The organism is Sphingomonas sp. 179-I 2A4 NHS, from assembly GCF_045369135.1.
Classification (GTDB): Bacteria; Pseudomonadota; Alphaproteobacteria; order Sphingomonadales; family Sphingomonadaceae; genus Sphingomonas.
In genome coordinates this window covers 269,547-285,071 of the sequence record NZ_JBIQFL010000005.1, presented here as the reverse complement: position 1 = coordinate 285,071, position 15,525 = coordinate 269,547, and the positions used below count along the sequence as shown (strand labels likewise).

Sequence of the window (15,525 nt, the reverse complement as noted above, 5' to 3'; positions counted from 1 at the left end):
TAACATCAACCTCCGGACGAGGCCCGCACTCCGCTAATCTACGCCGCGATCTGTGCCGAATGTTCTGACGACTGACAGCGCCGCCTGCATGCTCTCCAGCGACATTTGCGACATCTTATCGAAGAGCGCGCGCTTTGCCGCTGCTTCACGCTCAAGGCTCGCGGCGGCGACCGTGTCACGGGTCGTGCGCTCCCGCTGAACCTCAAGCCCCTTCAACGACGAACGCAGGCTCTCGGCACGTGCCTCCGCCGCTGCCGCCATGGCCTGAAGCGATCCCATGACGCGCCCGGCTTCCGCTTGCATCTGGGCATCCAGTTGCTGCAACTGTTCGCGAACGCGGATGCTTTCCGGGTGGCGCTCGCCATATCGAGCTTCCACTTCGCCCTTGCTGCGAAGCACTTCTGCCCGCTGGCGACGCAAGTCGGCGACCACCGGCGAGCCTAGCACTTCCGATACTGCATCCAGCCCGCCCCGTGCCACCTGGGCGCGAGCCGCGGCCAAGTTCGACCGCGCTGCCGCTGCATCGGACTCGGCCGCAGCAAGGCTTCCTGCGACCGGCGCCACTTGCTGATCAGCGATGGTGCCGGCAGAATTATTCGTGCCACTACTCTCCACGATGCCTGCGCGAGCGCGGAAGTCCGCCGCTCGCGCCTCCGCGTCGCGCGCTTCCTTGCCGAGCTCGTCGAGGCGCTGCTGGAACCACTGACTTTGCCGAGCGGCCGTGCCGACCTTGTTGCTCATCCGCGATTTAATGTAGCCATCGGCAAACGCGTTGGCGAGCGTGGCAGCCTTGACTCGGTCGGCCGAGGTGAAGCGGACGTTCAGGACATAGGTAAGCTTCTCTCGATCTACATTCAGATGATCAAGAACCGCCGTCGCCCAAGCGTTCGCGCCCGCGTCGCTGGTGAGGATTGTCGAGGCGCGCTCGTCGGAAAGATGCTCCGTGAACTCCGGATCGCTGCCCAGCTTGTACGAACGCACGACCGAGCGCGCTAAGTCCATCGATTGAAGCGCTGTGACTTCAGTCTCGATCGCCTCTGGCGTCAGTTCGGCTCTCGTCTGGTTCGGATTGCTGGCAAGCGGATTGCGCGCGGGATCAAGCCGGATCTTCGCGACTGACGTGTACTGCGGTGTCATGGAGGACACGAGCACCGCGCCTGCTGCAAACACGAGCGCCGTTACAGCGACGAGGACCTGCCATCGACGCCGGATAGCATCGCGCACCATGCTGATGACATCTGCCAGCCGCGTTTCATATTCGTCCGCTTCGTGTCGGGCATCCATGCTCGTCTGGCTTTCGATCGTGAACCGCGAGACGGTTCGAGTGTATCATCGAAACTAAATGTGAAAATTCAAACCGGCCTGAATCCGGGCCTCACTGGGCGCGTCTTTCCTGTCCGCTTCATTTGACTTGCGCTGAGCGTAACTGGCGGCTCCTTCGAGGCTAAGACGGCGAGACACAAGAAATCGCCCAATTCCGCCGACCTGGAAGATCGAACTCCGCTGGTCTAGACCCATGAAAGCTTGCCGAGAAAAGTCCACGGCGCCTGATATGATCAGGTTGTGAAGAAGCTCATAGTCACCACGCAACGATGCTCGATTGTCCCAGAAGGGCCGCGGATCCAGATTTCCACCGGTCGAGTCTTCTATCGTCCGCTGGGCATTGGTCGTGATCGTCAGCCGCTCACTTGGAAACAGCTCGACGCGACCTTCAATTACAATCCCCTGAACACGGCCGAGCAAAGAACTGGGATAGTCACGGATGCTGTACCCGAACCCCACCGTACCCCGGGCGCGCCCCGCCAGATCGACGTTGGCACCAACAAGCGTGCACACCGCCTTCGAATTCAGCCGCGACGCGGAACCATGCCGCCGCGGGAATATGATGTCGGTATATCCCGCCTGCGCGAACAGCGAGGCGCTAGGTGTGCGTGCATATTCGAACTGTGCGGTGAGACGTGAAACCTCGCGGTTGCGGTTCTGCTGATCACGCAATGTTCCGTCCAGCAGCGGCACAGGGCTGAACCGGAATTCCGCATGATCGGCCACGCCGAAGATGCGGACCCTCCCTGAGATATATTCTGCCCTCACAGCCGTGCGGTCACGCCGAAATCGGGAGAGTGCAGCTACCGGGCTGCTCACCTCGCCCGAGAACTGGTTCTCGATCTCCCGCGTGGACTGCGCCTCGGCCAGAATGGAGAAGGTCCTTCCTAACTCGACCTCACTGTTCGCCTGGAGGTTCCACGTCCGCTCATTCCGCCGGGACTGACCAATAAAACTCCGCCGGGCTACGCTCGCGTTCGCGCCGATCGCATGTCGCGACCAAGCCGATGCAATGCGAAGTGAGGATTTCATCGACGCGAAAGCCGCTTCGGCCCGGTTCCGGTCGGTCAGATAAGCGTTGCTCGTCGCGCCGGCGCCTGTTTCCACTTCAGGATAAAGCAGCAAGTCGCCGAAACTAATGCCGAGCGCGGAATAGGATGGTCTCGCCCGCGACAGCACACTCACATTTCGATCGCGATCAAACCCCTGCGGGATCGCGGGTTGTACTACGAGGCCGTCCTGCGCCGCAGCTATAGATGGCGCGAACTGGCCACCAGCAATCGCCATGACGAATAGCGCGCGCCTGAACGCCAACTTCCGATGCCCCCATAGCTCCAACCTCTCTGCAGAGATTTTTCGGCCAGCACAAGATGAACTTGTTAATAGTCATCGTCGTATCACTGATCAGAAGAAACGTTCACCGATGCGAACGGTGTCGCCAGGATAGATCATAAGCTCGGATGTAAGGCGATAATTGACTTCCCCCCTTCCGCCCTGCCGCCGAATACGTATGACGTCGCGATTGGCACGCGGGGTGAATCCCTTGGCTGTAGCAACCGCGTTCATCGCCGTCAGTCCAGACACGTACGGATACTGTCCGGGCTCCGAAACTTCCCCCAGGATATAAAACGGACGAAATACCGAAACTTCCATCGCCAACCGCGGACTACGCAGATAACCGTCACCGAAGCGCGCCGTTGCCTCGGATGAAATCTCGTTTACGGTCCGCCCGCTCGCCTTCACGTTGCCGATCAGCGGCAGCGAGAGAAAGCCATCCGGATTTACCCAAAACTCACCTGTCAGGCTCGGCTCGTTGAAGACGGTCAGGCGAACACGATCGCCAGTCTCCAGCGTGTAGTCTCTCACCATATCGGTCGGCCCGCCGTAGCGATCGCCCGAGGAAAATACAGGACCGTCGCCCTTTTCAGCGCATGACGCGAGCATCAGAAAGATACCGAAAATGAACGCCACCCGATGGAGCATGAAACCTCTGAGCATTGTAGTAAATGGTCAGCGGCTTGTCTTGCATAGACTTTGCTCTAAGACAACGAACACGGAAGAAGGACGTGGGCCAAAGAATATACAAGGGACGGACACCCGTGCACTCACGATCTGCGGTTGGCAAGCCGACCGTTCACACCCGAAGGTACCTGAAGTACCAGACCTCCTTCCCGTGCCGGCGCGCCTTCTGGTCGTAGCGCGTCTGCGGCCAATCGGCCGGTCGCTCGAGAAAGTCGGCTGAGCGCTTGGCCGTCCAGGTGAAATCCCGCCGCTGTCCCATCACCATCATCGACCATCGGCAATAAGTCGGATCATCGGTGCCGAGGCGAAACTCCGCGCCCGGCTTCAGTTTGGCGGCGATCACGTCGAGTGGGCCGTGGTTGATCATGCGGCGCTTCGCGTGCCGCGCCTTGGGCCAAGGATCGGGATGAAGCAGGTAGACGCCATCCAGCGACGCATCCGGCAATCGCTCCAGCACCGTCAGCGCGTCGCCCATGTGCAGGCGGACATTATCCAGCTTCTGATCGCGGATGTGGCCCAAGGCGCCGACGACGCCGTTCAGAAAGGGCTCGCACCCGATGAAGCCCGTCTCCGGCGCCGCCAACGCCTGCCCTGCGAGATGCTCCCCGGCCCCAAAACCGATCTCCAGCCGCAACGGGCGTGCGGCCCCGAAGAGCACCTCAGCATCCAGCGGGCCGGATTGCGGCACTTCGACCTTCGGCAGCAATTCCTCGACGAGCGCGGCCTGCCCGTCGCGCAACTTATGGCCTTGGCGCCGGCCGTAAAGCCGACGGATGGTAACTGGATCGTTCATCGCCGGCGCGATAGCGACATGACGGGCGGGAGCAAAGTCACGCCGCTGCCGTTTCATCGCCCATGGGAAAAGCGACCAAAGCTGCCGACGCAGAACATGAACTGGTAGGCTCCGTCGCCGCCGCGCGTCATCGCACGCCAGTCGCGGCTCTGGGCGCCGCAAGCGAGGTCGCGGATCAGCCGCCGCTCGTCGCCATCTCACTCATCACCCTCGGCACCGGCCTGGTCCTCCGTGAACCGAAGGTCACGCGCACTGGCGCGCGGATGCTGCTTGCACATGCAATTGCCACCGGTGCGAAAACGATCGTGAAGAAGTCAATCGATCGCACGCGGCCGGGTCGGGCGCTGAAAGACGGCAGGCACCGCGCCAAGGCAGCCGAGGGTGCGAGCGACACCGACTTCAACTCTTTTCCCTCGGGCCACACGGCCGGCGCGGTTAGCGTGGCCGAGGCCATCGCTCACGAAGCACCGCAATTCGCCGGTCCGGCGCGAAGTTGGGCGGCAGGCATTGCGGCAGCGCAACTGCCGCGCGGTGCCCACTATCCAAGTGATGTGTTGGTCGGAGCAGCGATCGGCTGGACGGCCGATGCCGTGGCTGGGGCAGCCCTGCATTTCGCCGAGCGCGCAATATTGTCGGCGCTCGGCAATCGCGCGGACCAACGCGCGATTGCCGAGGCGGAGGCGCATCCCAGCTAGGGATGCGCTCCGGCTGTCACGCCTGTAGCGCGGCCTTCAGATCCTCAACCAGGTCCAGCTTCTCCCACGGGAAGAAGTCACCCTCGGCCTGACGACCGAAGTGGCCGTAGGCGGCGCTACGCTCATAGATCGGCTTGTTGAGGCCCAGGTGCGTGCGGATGCCACGCGGCGTCATGCCGCCCAGCTTCTCGATTCCGGCGATCGCCGCCTCAATCTTGTCGTCGCCCACCGTGCCGGTGCCGTGCGTGTCGACATAGAGCGACAGCGGCTTGGCGACGCCGATCGCATAGGCGAGCTGGATCGTGCAGCGCTTGGCAAGGCCGGCCGCGACGATGTTCTTCGCCAGATAGCGCGTGATGTACGCCGCCGAACGATCCACCTTGGTCGGGTCCTTGCCGCTGAACGCGCCGCCGCCGTGCGGGCTCGCGCCGCCATAGGTGTCGACGATGATCTTTCGGCCGGTCAGACCAGCATCGCCGTCCGGGCCGCCGATCTCGAAGCTGCCGGTCGGGTTGATGTGATAGACCGTCGCGTCGGACAGCAGCTCCGCCGGCAGCACATCGGCCACCACCTTCTTCACATAAGCGTGAAGCTCGGCTTCCTTGTCGCCCTTGTCATAGCCGGCGGCATGCTGCGTCGACACGACGATCGCGGTGCAGGCGACCGGCTTGCCGTCCTCGAAGCGCAGCGTGACTTGGCTCTTGGCGTCCGGCTCCAGGAACGGCGCCGCGCCCGAGTGACGATCGTCGGCCATGCGCTGCAGGATGCGGTGGCTGTAATACAGCGTCGCCGGCATGAGGTCCGGCGTCTCGTCGCAGGCGAAGCCGAACATGATGCCCTGGTCGCCCGCGCCTTCGTCCTTGTTGCCGCTCGCGTCGACACCCTGCGCGATCTGTACGGACTGGCCATGCAGGTTGTTCTCGAACCGGAAGGTCTTCCAGTGGAAGCCCTCCTGCTCATAACCGATGCGCTTCACCGTATTGCGCACGGTCGCCTCAATCTCTTCTTCCGCGCCCGGCGCCCAGGCGCCGTTCTCGTAGACGCCCTTGCAGCGAATCTCGCCCGCCAGGACGACCAGCTGCGTGGTGGTCATCGTTTCGCAGGCGATGCGCGCCTCAGGATCCTTGGACAGGAAAAGGTCCACGATCGCGTCGGAAATCTGGTCGGCAACCTTGTCCGGGTGGCCTTCGGAGACCGATTCGCTGGTGAAGAGGTACGACTGGCGCATGTTCACTCCGCCTGAATGAGGTGAGATAACGATATAAAGATAGCTTTATATGTCCCTAGTCCGCGCGACGTCGGATGGCAATGGCCACGGCAGCAAGACCGAATGCCACGATCACCGCCAGCCAGTTGCCGAGCCTAGAAAACAGGGTCGGCGGCAGCGGCTCCGGCATCGGCACCTCGATCGCCCCCGCGGTCTCGTGCGGCACGGTGCCGATCAGGCGCCCGTCAGCTCCAATCACCGCCGAAATACCGTTTGGCGTTGCTCGGATGATCGGCAGCCCTTCCTCGATCGCCCGCATCCGCGCCTGCGCCAGATGCTGCGGCGGGCCCCATTTACCGAACCAGGCATCGTTGGACGGGTTGAACAAGGCACGCGGCCGGTTGGCGCGATCCACCACCTGGCCGGAGAAGATGATCTCGTAGCAGATCTGGATGCCGATCGGCCCGAAGCCCGGCACGGTGAGCGCACGCGGCCCCGGCCCTTCCGCGAAATCCATCGATCCCGGCACCAGGCGATCGAGCCCGATCGGCTTCAGCAACCACGGCATCGGGAGATACTCGCCGTAGGGGACAAGGTGCGCCTTGTCGTAGCGGCCCACGATCCGCGCACGATGATCGACGGCAAACACGGAGTTTGTGGCGGTAACTGCCCTGCCCATCTGGTCGAACTGCAAGGCCGTGCCACCTGTCATCAACAGGTCGCGCGGCCCCAGCAGCCGCGCCATGCGCCAGCGCAGCCAGACCGGGTCGCTCATATAGGCGTAGTCGGGATAGCCATCCTCGAAATAGTCGCGGACCACCCCTTCCGGCCACAACACCAGGCGCGGCGCCGCGCCCGGCCTGCCGGACAGTTCAGACAGCTTGGCGAGCATCATCTCGCCATCGCTCTCGCCCCGCTCGTCCTGCGGAACGTTGGGCTGAACCGCGCGGACGCGCAGCGCGTCAGGCTTGGCCGGCGCGTCGATTCCGCGATAGCTAACCAGTTGCAGTCCGCCGAGAATCGCGCCGGCCACAACCCCGGCCACCGCGGCCCAGCGCAGCGGCAGGAGGAGCAGCAATCCTGCGCCCAGCACGGTCAGACCGGACAGCGCATAGGTGCCGATCCATGCCGCCAGCGCTGCGACCGGCTGCACCGGCACCCAGATGACGCCGAGCGGATCCCAGGCGTAGCCGGTGAACATCACGCTGCGCAGCCACTCCGCCACGATCCACGCCGCGGCGAAGATCAGCACATAGCCGGCATCAATGCGCGGCCGGCGAAAGCGCCAGGCAACCCAGGCAGCAGCAGCCGGATAAACAGCGAGGTACAGCGCCAACGCCAGCGGTGCGGCGTACCCCAGCACCGGCGGCATCTTGTCCTGGAAATCAAAGGCGTGCTGGAACCAGTTGTTGTTGATCGTGAAGTGGCCAACGCCAAAGGTCCAGCCCTGCCACAGTGCGGCCTTGCCGCTTGGCGCGCGGTGGATCAGCCACATGAAAAGCGCGAGCGACGCGACGGTCAGCGGCCACAGCTGCAACGGCGCAAAGCCGCACGCCGCGGCCACACCCAGCAGCAGCGACAGAAGAGCAGGCTTGCGAGACAATCGAGACAAGAACGACAACCGAAACCTCAGCGTCAGCGGCGCGCGCCGGAACAATGCCGCAAGGGCAGGATGCAAAACCCTTGAAGCAGCGCACCTCCCCCGGCAAGCCGCCCCTCCCTCAGGTATGATCCCGCGTGCCGATCGCAAGCTTCGTGGCGGGTGACGGCCACATCCACACGGTGTATCACCGGGCCATGACACTCAGGCCATTCCACCTCGCCTTTCCCGTTCACGATCTTGCCGAGGCCCGCACCTTCTACGGTGACGTGCTTGGGTGCCGCGAAGGCCGGTCGAGCGACCGCTGGATCGATTTCGACTTTTACGGCCACCAGATCGTCGCACACCTCAACGAGGCGGTGCGGCCGGCGGGTGCCAGCAACCCGGTGGACGGTCATGACGTGCCGGTTCCCCATTTCGGCGTCGTGCTGACGATGGATGATTGGCAGGCACTGGCCGACCGTGTCGCCGCCGCGGGAATCAGCTTCGGGATCGAGCCGCACGTGCGCTTCAAGGGGCAGCCGGGGGAGCAGGCCACGATGTTCTTCCGTGATCCCTCGGGCAACGCGCTTGATTTCAAGGCGTTTGCAGACGACGCGCAATTGTTCGCGACCGCGTTCGCGGCGAAGGAGACGTATTGATGACTGCCCCGATCGAGGTCGATATTCCCCACCAGCTCGGCGTCGCCGCCGCCAAGGAGCGGATCGGCAGCAGCTTCGGGAAACTGGCAGACTTCATCCCCGGCGGCGCCGTGACCGAGCATCGCTGGGATCGCGATACGCTTCATTTCACCGTCGAGGGTCTCGGGCAGCGCGTTGCGGCGCGGCTCGACGTGTTCGAGGCGAAGGTGCACGCCACCTTCGAACTGCCCGCGTTCCTGGCGATGTTCTCCGATAAGATCCGCGCGAAGCTCCAGAAGGAAGCGCCGAAGCTGCTCGAATAGCAGCGGCGGCGCGTCCGCCCCGGATCAGAACAACAGCGTCAGCGCGTAGAAGCCGGCCCCCACCACGGCGGATGCCGGGATGGTGATGATCCAGGCGATCACCACGCTGCTCGCCGTGCCCCAGCGCACTGCCGAGGTGCGCCGCGCAACGCCGGCGCCGATGATCGCACCCGTGATCGTATGCGTGGTCGACACGGGAATGCCGAGCGCCGACGCGGTGAACAGCACGATTGATCCGCCGGTCGAGGCGCTGAACCCCTGGTGCTGCGACAGCTTGGTGATGCGCGAGCCCATCGTCTCGATGATCTTCCACCCGCCAGAAAGCGTGCCGAGCGATATCGCCACGTAGCAGGCGATCGCCACCCAGTGCGGCACTTCGAATTCGCCGCTGAGATAGCCCGTGGAATACAGCAGGACGGTGATGATCCCCATCGTCTTCTGCGCGTCATTGAGGCCATGGCTCAGCGAATAGGCGGCGGATGAGATGAGATGGAGCGAACGGAAGCTGCGCTCCGCCTTGTTCGCGGTCGCACGCCGCAGCGCCCAGCTGCTCGCCAGCATCACGAACATCGCCAGGATCATGCCCAGCGTCGGCGAGATGACGATGGCCGCCAGAGTCTTGGTCAGGCCGCCGAGCTGCACGCTGTTCACGCCCGCATGCGTGATGCCTGCACCAACCAGACCGCCGATCAGCGCGTGGCTCGATGAAGAAGGAATACCCTTCCGCCAGGTCACCACGTTCCAGAACATCGCGCCGCCCAGCGCGCCGAAGATCACTGCGGGCGTAACCGCGTTCTGGTCGATCAGCCCCTTGCCGATCGTTTCTGCGACCGCGTGGAGGCTGGGAAAGGCAAGCGTCAGGAAATATGCAGCGAAATTGAAAAAGGCGGCAAAGATCACCGCCTTGACCGGGGATAGCAATCGCGTCGCGACGACGGTCGCGATCGAATTGGCCGCATCGTGAAGGCCGTTGAGAAAATCGAACGCCAGCGCGACGATAATCAGGCCGATCAGAAGCGGGAGCGCGAGCTCATGCATGGTCGTCGATCGCTCAGGCGTGATCGATGACGATACCGTCGATCTCGTTCGCGACATCCTCGAAGGCATCGGAGATCTTCTCCAGATGCTTGAAGATCTCGCGATCGATCACGAAGCGCATCGGATCCCCGCCACTGGCGCGGTGATGCTCGAACAGTCGCTTCAGGCCCTGTTCGTGCAGGCCGTCGACTTCTCCTTCGAGCCGAACGAGCCGCTCCGTCAGCACATGCAGGCGGGGTCCATTGCGCGCCACATCACGCAGCAGCGGCATCGCCTCGACGGTGACTTGCGCCGCTTCCAGCATCAGCTTCGACATCGCGTGCATGTCCGGCTCGAAGCTGCGGACGTCGTAGAGGCTGACCGCAGTCAGTGCCGCGTCCATCGCATCCATCGCGTCGTCCATGCGGACGATCAGGTCGGTGATGGCACTGCGATCGAACGGCGTCAGAAACGTGACGCGGACGGTCTGCAGCACGGTGCGGGTGATGTCGTCGGCCTGATGCTCGAGGTCCTTCACCTGCGCGATCAGCGCTTCCCGGTCGGCCTCGCCCGCGAACAGGCGGGTCGTGGCTTCCGCCGCCTGCAGCGTCACCGCGGCGTGGGCGTCGAACAGCTCGAAGAAATTACCGCGCTTCGGCAGGAGGCGCTGGAACCAGGCGAACATCAAGTAATCCTCAGAAGAATACGTGTCGGTTGATCAGCGACCGAAGCTCGCCGGCGCCGGAGACACGACGGCCGAACTGCCGCCGCGAATCTCCTGCACCTCCAACGCGCGCTCAGCCACGCCGTCGCGGCCGAAGCGGAACGCGCCGTCGATCCCGGCGTATCCCTCGCCCGAGCGCAGGCGCACCTCCGGGAAAGGTGCACCGACGCGCCAGTCGCGCGAAATACGGGCGGTCAGCAGCACCGCGTCATAGCCGAGGCTTGAAAGCCGATACGGCGCGGTGCCGAAGCGCGCCCGGTACTTGGCAGCGTACTGCCGGTAAAGACCATTCGACACGCTGGCGAACCAGGCGCCGTTCAGCGCCGGGCGCGTCGCGACGCTGCTGTCGCTGTTCCACAGCTCCGTACCCAGAATCTTTGTATCCGGGCTCGACTTGCGCAGCAGCGGCACGGCCGTCGCCGCCGTTGCGCTCGAATCGGCGATCAGAACGGCGTCGAACGGCGCATCCTTCGCCATCTTGGTGACGGCAGCGCCGATTGAGCCGTTGTTGCGATCATAGGTCTGCAGCGCAACCACCCGGCCGCCGGCCGATTCGACCGCGCGCAGGAACACCGTCGACGCGCGCGTGCCGTAAAGCGCGTTTGGCACCAGCCCACCGAAGTTGGTGACGCCGCGGCTGCGGGCATAGGCCACCACGCGCTCGATCGACTGGCTCGGCGTGTATCCCATCAGATACACGCCATCCCCGGCCACGCTGGTGTCGTTCGAGAAGGAAATGACGGGGACGCCTGCCTTGCGTGCGATCGGCCCCACCGCGCGAACGTCATCCGACAGCAGCGGGCCGAGGATCAGCTGCGCGCCATCGGCGATCGCCTGCTGTGCCGCCACGGCAGCACCGGTCGCGGTGTCGTAATTGGTGACTCGCACCTGCTGGTTGCCGGTGTCGAGCAGCGCCAGCTGGGTCGCATTGGCCAGGCTCTTGCCGACGCCGGCGTTGGTGCCGGACAGCGGCACCAGCAGCGCGACGCGGTTGCGCGCCGTATCGCGCGGGATGCCAGCTTCCACCGCGTCCGGGCGTGGTGCAGGCGGCGGCGCCTTCTTGGCCGGGGGCGGCGGTGCGGGCCCGCGGGGCACCACCGTCGAGCATGCGGACACGAGCAGCGCGGCAGCGACTGCAAAGCCACGGACGATCCTGCTCGCCCGTTGCGGATTGGTTACGGCCTCTGCCATTACACCCCTCGTGGAACCTCTAAGCCCCGGCCTCTACATCGTCGCCACCCCGATCGGCAATCTCGGTGACTTGTCGCCGCGCGCCGCAGACATCCTCTCGCGCGCCTCGGTGATCGCTGCGGAGGACACTCGGGTCACCGCCGGCCTGCTTCGCCACATCGGCACGAAGCGGCCGATGACACCCTATCACGATCACAACGCCGATCACGTCCGCCCGCACCTGATCGCTCGCATGGCAACGGAGGCGGTCGCGCTTGTCTCGGACGCCGGCACGCCACTGATTTCGGATCCCGGCTACAAGCTGGTGCGCGACGCGCGGGCGGCGGGCCACACGGTGGTGACGATACCCGGCCCCTGCGCCGCCGTCGCCGCGCTTACCCTCGCCGGCCTTCCCACCGATCGATTCCTGTTCGCCGGCTTCCTCCCGTCCAAGGCGAAGGCGCGCACGGAAGCGATTGCTGAACTGGGCGCGATCCGCGCAACGCTCATCTTCTACGAAAGCGGTCCCCGGCTCGGCGCCACCCTGACGGCGCTTGCGGAACAGCTCGGGGATCGAGAGGCGGCGGTGACGCGCGAGATCACCAAGCGCTTCGAAGAGGCTGTCACCGGCACGTTGTCGACCCTCGCGGCGCACTATGCCGAAGCGCTGCCGAAGGGCGAGATCGTGATCGTCGTCGGCCCGCCCGGCGAAGCACCGCCTGCCAGCATCGAGGACGCCGATGCAGCGCTGGCGGACGCGCTGACGCGGCTACCGGTCGCCAAGGCCGCTGGCGAGGTCGCCAAGAAATTCGGGCTCGACCGCAAGGAACTGTACGCCCGCGCTCTCACCATGAAAGACGAATGAAGCACCCGCAGGGCGCAACGTTATACAAGCTGAAAAGAAGGTTGCCTTCACCTCAAGGTCAGCAAGGCAGAAGCGCGCAACGATAACTTGCGCACTCTCTGCTCGCACGAACCTTCCTTTGCCGCTACGCCCAGCATGCCCGCCCCCGCGGCCGGCGATACGGACGGGTAAGGCGCCATGCGAACGCGCGCAAAGGAACCGCACAAGGAAACCCATCTGGTCACCCGAGTCGGGTGGCTGCGGGCGGCGGTGCTGGGTGCGAACGACGGCATCGTCTCCACCTCCAGCCTGATCCTCGGCGTCGCTTCCGCGGGCTCGAGCCACGCCGCGGTACTGACGGCTGGCGTCGCGTCACTGGTTGCCGGTGCAATGTCGATGGCAGCTGGCGAATATGTCTCGGTCAGCTCGCAGGCGGATACCGAACGCGCCGATCTGGCGCGCGAGCGGCGCGAACTCGTCACCTCGCCCGAAGCAGAGCTGCAGGAGCTCGCCGCCATCTATGTCAGCCGCGGTGTCGAGCCCGATACCGCCCGCACCGTCGCACGGCAGATGATGGCGCATGATGCGCTGGAGGCGCACGCCCGTGACGAACTGCACATCACCGATGATACCGTGGCTCGCCCCGTGGTCGCCGCCATGGCCTCGGCCGCCAGCTTCACCGTCGGCGCCGCGCTGCCGCTCGCACTCACTGCCGCGCTGCCGCTCCCGATCATCGCGCCGGGTGTCGCGGTCGGATCGATCCTGTTCCTCGCGCTGCTTGGTGCGATCGGCGCCCGCACGGGCGGCGCATCCATGCTTCGCCCCGCGATGCGCGTCGTCTTCTGGGGCGCGCTCGCCATGGCGCTGACCGCCGGCGTCGGCAAATTGTTCGGGGCGACGGTTTGACGACACCGGGGTTGCGCTGGACGAGCGCTCAGGCACATTCCGCTCGTGCCTGCTTCCCCGCCCAGCCGTAACAGCGAGGCCCGCCGCGCCGCCGATGCGGCCGGGCGGCGCGGTGAGCGTTACGCTGCCTGGTGGCTGCGACTACGCGGCTGGAGGATCCTCGATCAGCGCGTGCGGACCCCAGCCGGCGAGGTCGATCTGGTCGCCAAGCGCGGCAACCTCGTCGCCTTCGTCGAGGTGAAGACGCGTGCCTCCGTCGCCGAACTTGATTTCGCGATCGATCACCAGCGCCTCGCCCGCGTCGCCGCGGCGGCTGAGATTCTCATGTCCCGCTATGCCCTCAATGGCGAGGACGTCCGCGTCGACGTTGTCCTTCTCGCCCCGGGCACCCGCCCGCGCCACATCGAGAATGCGTGGATCGGGTGACAAGCCGGGGCCATCCCCTTACCTGAGCCCTTTCCGTGCTGACCTGGTCGACGCACTGTTTGTTCTACCGCTCACGAGGTGAAGGCCGAATCCTCGGCCGCCTCGGGGCGAACGGAGGTTGCTCGTGGCTCTCACCGTCGCGGTCCAGATGGACCCACTCGAATCGATCAACATCGCAGGCGATTCGAGCTTTGCGCTCATGCTGGCGGGTCAGAAGCGCGGGCACCGCATGTTCCATTATGCGGCGGAGGATCTGAACTGGTCGGATGGCCGGCTCTGGACCCGTGCGCGCCCCGTCGAGGTGCGGCGCGTCGAGGGTGATCATTTCACCGCGGGCGATCCCGTCAGCCTAGATCTCGGCGGAGAGGCCGATGTGGTGCTGATGCGCCAGGATCCACCGTTCGACCTCGGCTATATCACGGCCACCCATCTGCTCGAGCGAATCAGCGATCGCACCCTGGTGGTCAATGATCCGGCAAGCGTCCGCAACGCGCCCGAGAAGGTGTTCGTGCTCGATTATGCGCGCTTTATGCCACCGACTCTCGTCACCCGCTCGCTTGATGAAGCGCGCGCCTTCCTGAAGCAGCACGGCGCGATCGTCGTGAAGCCGCTCCACGGAAATGGCGGCAAGGCGATCTTCCGCGTCGGGCCGGAGGGTGAAAACCTGTCCGCGCTGATGGAGGTGTTCAACCAGGCGTGGCGGGAGCCGCACATGGTGCAGGCCTTCCTTCCGGACGTGGCGAAGGGCGACAAGCGGATCGTGCTGGTCGACGGGGAAGTCGCCGGCGCGATCAATCGCCTGCCGGGCGAAGGCGAGATTCGCAGCAACCTCGCGGTCGGCGGATCGGCGGAGAAGACCGAACTGACAGGGAAGGAGCGCGAAATCTGCGCCGCCCTTGGGCCCGAGCTCAAGAAGCGCGGCCTGATCTTCGTCGGAATCGATGTCATCGGCGGCCAGTGGCTGACCGAGATCAACGTCACGTCCCCCACCGGCATCGTCGCGATCGAGAAGTTCGACGGAACGGATGTCGCCAGCCTCATCTGGGATGCCATCGAACGCAGGGTGGCGGATAGATAAGGCCGCGCCGGACGTTTCATGATTAATCAGCCCGCGCTCCTGGCGGTGCGGGACGAACGCCAGCGATCCCTTCGATCGCCGGCGAAGGATCGGAACGCGCCTCGGACCAGACCGGGACGCTCGCCATTCAACGAGAACAAGGTGCCAATGACTGACATCATCATCGACTGGATCGCACGGGGCGGATATTTCGGCATTCTGCTGCTGATGGCGCTGGAGAACATCATCCCGCCGATCCCGTCGGAAGTGATCATGGGCCTGGGCGGCATGGCAGTCGCGCGCGGCGAGATGACGCTGCCGCTGCTGATCTTCTGGGGCACCGTCGGCACCACGCTCGGCAATCTGTTCTGGTACGAGATCGGCCGCCGCATGGGCATCCTTCGCTTCCGTCCGTTCGTGGAGCGGCACCAGCGCTGGCTGACGATGGATTGGGAGGATGTCGCCCGGTTGGACCGGTTCTTCCACCGGCACGGCCACTGGGTGATCTTTGTCTTCCGCTTCCTGCCCACGTTCCGCACCGTTATTTCGCTGCCGGCAGGCATGGCGAAGATGCCGATGTTGAAGTTCCTCGCGTTCACCTTCGTCGGCAGCGCGATCTGGAATGCGGTGCTGGCCGGCGGCGGCGTCGTGTTGGGCACGTATTTCACCCAGCTGGAGCGGTTCGTCGGCCCGGCCGCGGTCGCGGTCACCGTCCTTATCGTGATCGGCTATCTCTTCCGCGTCGCCACGTGGAAGCCGCGGAGCGAGCGGGCCAACTGAGGCCCGCCGCATTCATCC

The 15,525-nt window shown here is 64.7% G+C and carries 17 protein-coding genes; 8 read left to right on the top strand and 9 right to left on the bottom strand.

What is annotated here, in order from left to right:
• Nucleotides 1–33: 33 nt before the first annotated feature.
• The 4 genes from ACH0CP_RS11675 to ACH0CP_RS11660 form a co-directional block, all read right to left on the bottom strand.
• Nucleotides 34–1,284: a GumC family protein gene (locus ACH0CP_RS11675; RefSeq protein ID WP_406888544.1), complete on the bottom strand. Its 1,251-nt coding sequence runs from the start codon at nt 1,282–1,284 to the stop codon at nt 34–36.
• Between the two features lie 54 nt (nt 1,285–1,338).
• A complete protein-coding gene (locus ACH0CP_RS11670; protein ID WP_406888546.1) occupies nt 1,339–2,610 on the bottom strand; it encodes an outer membrane beta-barrel protein in 1,272 nt (423 codons plus the stop codon).
• Between the two features lie 117 nt (nt 2,611–2,727).
• A complete protein-coding gene (locus ACH0CP_RS11665; RefSeq protein ID WP_294444122.1) occupies nt 2,728–3,306 on the bottom strand; it encodes a polysaccharide biosynthesis/export family protein in 579 nt (192 codons plus the stop codon).
• 151 nt (nt 3,307–3,457) lie between these two features.
• Nucleotides 3,458–4,138, bottom strand: coding sequence for a tRNA (guanosine(46)-N(7))-methyltransferase TrmB (locus ACH0CP_RS11660; protein ID WP_294444121.1), 681 nt, complete (start codon nt 4,136–4,138; stop codon nt 3,458–3,460).
• A gap of 62 nt (nt 4,139–4,200) precedes the next feature.
• Here ACH0CP_RS11660 and ACH0CP_RS11655 point away from each other — a divergent pair, with 62 nt between their 5' ends.
• Entirely contained in the window at nt 4,201–4,833 is a 633-nt protein-coding gene (locus tag ACH0CP_RS11655; protein ID WP_406888549.1) for a phosphatase PAP2 family protein, read from the top strand.
• 16 nt (nt 4,834–4,849) lie between these two features.
• Here ACH0CP_RS11655 and metK read toward each other — a convergent pair whose 3' ends face one another.
• Both metK and lnt read right to left on the bottom strand, forming a co-directional pair.
• On the bottom strand, nt 4,850–6,061 hold the full coding sequence (gene metK / locus ACH0CP_RS11650; RefSeq protein ID WP_406888551.1) for a methionine adenosyltransferase: 1,212 nt from the start codon (nt 6,059–6,061) through the stop codon (nt 4,850–4,852).
• A gap of 55 nt (nt 6,062–6,116) precedes the next feature.
• The gene (gene lnt / locus ACH0CP_RS11645) at nt 6,117–7,643 is read right to left on the bottom strand and encodes an apolipoprotein N-acyltransferase (RefSeq protein WP_406888899.1); all 1,527 of its coding nucleotides are present in this window, start codon (nt 7,641–7,643) and stop codon (nt 6,117–6,119) included.
• Nucleotides 7,644–7,837: 194 nt separating this feature from the next.
• Here lnt and ACH0CP_RS11640 point away from each other — a divergent pair, with 194 nt between their 5' ends.
• Nucleotides 7,838–8,281, top strand: a complete 444-nt coding sequence (locus ACH0CP_RS11640) for a VOC family protein (RefSeq protein WP_406888900.1) — start codon at nt 7,838–7,840, stop codon at nt 8,279–8,281.
• Nucleotides 8,281–8,583, top strand: coding sequence for a polyhydroxyalkanoic acid system family protein (locus tag ACH0CP_RS11635; RefSeq protein ID WP_294444118.1), 303 nt, complete (start codon nt 8,281–8,283; stop codon nt 8,581–8,583). The genes ACH0CP_RS11640 and ACH0CP_RS11635 overlap by 1 nt, the downstream gene beginning before the upstream one ends.
• 24 nt (nt 8,584–8,607) lie before the next feature.
• On the opposite strand, the gene ACH0CP_RS11630 is transcribed toward ACH0CP_RS11635, so the two are convergent.
• Genes ACH0CP_RS11630 through ACH0CP_RS11620 form a run of 3 tightly spaced genes read right to left on the bottom strand, consistent with a single transcriptional unit; the run spans nt 8,608 to nt 11,515 of the window.
• The gene (locus ACH0CP_RS11630) at nt 8,608–9,621 is read right to left on the bottom strand and encodes an inorganic phosphate transporter (protein ID WP_294444116.1); all 1,014 of its coding nucleotides are present in this window, start codon (nt 9,619–9,621) and stop codon (nt 8,608–8,610) included.
• A 13-nt stretch (nt 9,622–9,634) separates the two neighbouring features.
• Complete coding sequence (locus tag ACH0CP_RS11625) at nt 9,635–10,285, bottom strand: DUF47 domain-containing protein (protein ID WP_294444115.1); 651 nt, start codon at nt 10,283–10,285, stop codon at nt 9,635–9,637.
• 33 nt (nt 10,286–10,318) lie between these two features.
• Nucleotides 10,319–11,515 carry a penicillin-binding protein activator gene (locus ACH0CP_RS11620; RefSeq protein ID WP_406888553.1) on the bottom strand — a complete coding sequence of 399 codons (1,197 nt, stop codon included), beginning with the start codon at nt 11,513–11,515 and terminating at the stop codon, nt 10,319–10,321.
• 10 nt (nt 11,516–11,525) lie between these two features.
• On the opposite strand from ACH0CP_RS11620, the gene rsmI reads away from it, so the two are divergent.
• From rsmI to ACH0CP_RS11595, 5 genes are all read left to right on the top strand, one after another.
• A complete protein-coding gene (rsmI, locus tag ACH0CP_RS11615; RefSeq protein WP_406888555.1) occupies nt 11,526–12,359 on the top strand; it encodes a 16S rRNA (cytidine(1402)-2'-O)-methyltransferase in 834 nt (277 codons plus the stop codon).
• 177 nt (nt 12,360–12,536) lie between these two features.
• Nucleotides 12,537–13,244, top strand: a complete 708-nt coding sequence (locus ACH0CP_RS11610; protein WP_294444112.1) for a VIT family protein — start codon at nt 12,537–12,539, stop codon at nt 13,242–13,244.
• A gap of 45 nt (nt 13,245–13,289) precedes the next feature.
• Nucleotides 13,290–13,670 carry a YraN family protein gene (locus tag ACH0CP_RS11605; RefSeq protein WP_294444111.1) on the top strand — a complete coding sequence of 127 codons (381 nt, stop codon included), beginning with the start codon at nt 13,290–13,292 and terminating at the stop codon, nt 13,668–13,670.
• Nucleotides 13,671–13,794: 124 nt separating this feature from the next.
• Nucleotides 13,795–14,748, top strand: a complete 954-nt coding sequence (gene gshB, locus ACH0CP_RS11600) for a glutathione synthase (protein ID WP_406888557.1) — start codon at nt 13,795–13,797, stop codon at nt 14,746–14,748.
• A 147-nt stretch (nt 14,749–14,895) separates the two neighbouring features.
• The gene (locus ACH0CP_RS11595) at nt 14,896–15,507 is read left to right on the top strand and encodes a DedA family protein (protein ID WP_406888559.1); all 612 of its coding nucleotides are present in this window, start codon (nt 14,896–14,898) and stop codon (nt 15,505–15,507) included.
• Nucleotides 15,508–15,525 lie beyond the last annotated feature (18 nt).

Excerpts from the sequence above, each read along its gene's own strand:
- ACH0CP_RS11675 (WP_406888544.1), bottom strand. The coding sequence starts at position 1,284 with ATGGATGCCCGACACGAAGCGGACGAATATGAAACGCGGCTGGCAGAT.
- ACH0CP_RS11670 (WP_406888546.1), bottom strand. The coding sequence starts at position 2,610 with ATGGCGATTGCTGGTGGCCAGTTCGCGCCATCTATAGCTGCGGCGCAG.
- ACH0CP_RS11665 (WP_294444122.1), bottom strand. The coding sequence starts at position 3,306 with ATGCTCCATCGGGTGGCGTTCATTTTCGGTATCTTTCTGATGCTCGCG.
- ACH0CP_RS11660 (WP_294444121.1), bottom strand. The coding sequence starts at position 4,138 with ATGAACGATCCAGTTACCATCCGTCGGCTTTACGGCCGGCGCCAAGGC.
- ACH0CP_RS11655 (WP_406888549.1), top strand. The coding sequence starts at position 4,201 with ATGGGAAAAGCGACCAAAGCTGCCGACGCAGAACATGAACTGGTAGGC.
- metK (WP_406888551.1), bottom strand. The coding sequence starts at position 6,061 with ATGCGCCAGTCGTACCTCTTCACCAGCGAATCGGTCTCCGAAGGCCAC.
- ACH0CP_RS11640 (WP_406888900.1), top strand. The coding sequence starts at position 7,838 with ATGACACTCAGGCCATTCCACCTCGCCTTTCCCGTTCACGATCTTGCC.
- ACH0CP_RS11635 (WP_294444118.1), top strand. The coding sequence starts at position 8,281 with ATGACTGCCCCGATCGAGGTCGATATTCCCCACCAGCTCGGCGTCGCC.
- ACH0CP_RS11630 (WP_294444116.1), bottom strand. The coding sequence starts at position 9,621 with ATGCATGAGCTCGCGCTCCCGCTTCTGATCGGCCTGATTATCGTCGCG.
- ACH0CP_RS11625 (WP_294444115.1), bottom strand. The coding sequence starts at position 10,285 with ATGTTCGCCTGGTTCCAGCGCCTCCTGCCGAAGCGCGGTAATTTCTTC.
- ACH0CP_RS11620 (WP_406888553.1), bottom strand. The coding sequence starts at position 11,515 with ATGGCAGAGGCCGTAACCAATCCGCAACGGGCGAGCAGGATCGTCCGT.
- ACH0CP_RS11610 (WP_294444112.1), top strand. The coding sequence starts at position 12,537 with ATGCGAACGCGCGCAAAGGAACCGCACAAGGAAACCCATCTGGTCACC.
- ACH0CP_RS11595 (WP_406888559.1), top strand. The coding sequence starts at position 14,896 with ATGACTGACATCATCATCGACTGGATCGCACGGGGCGGATATTTCGGC.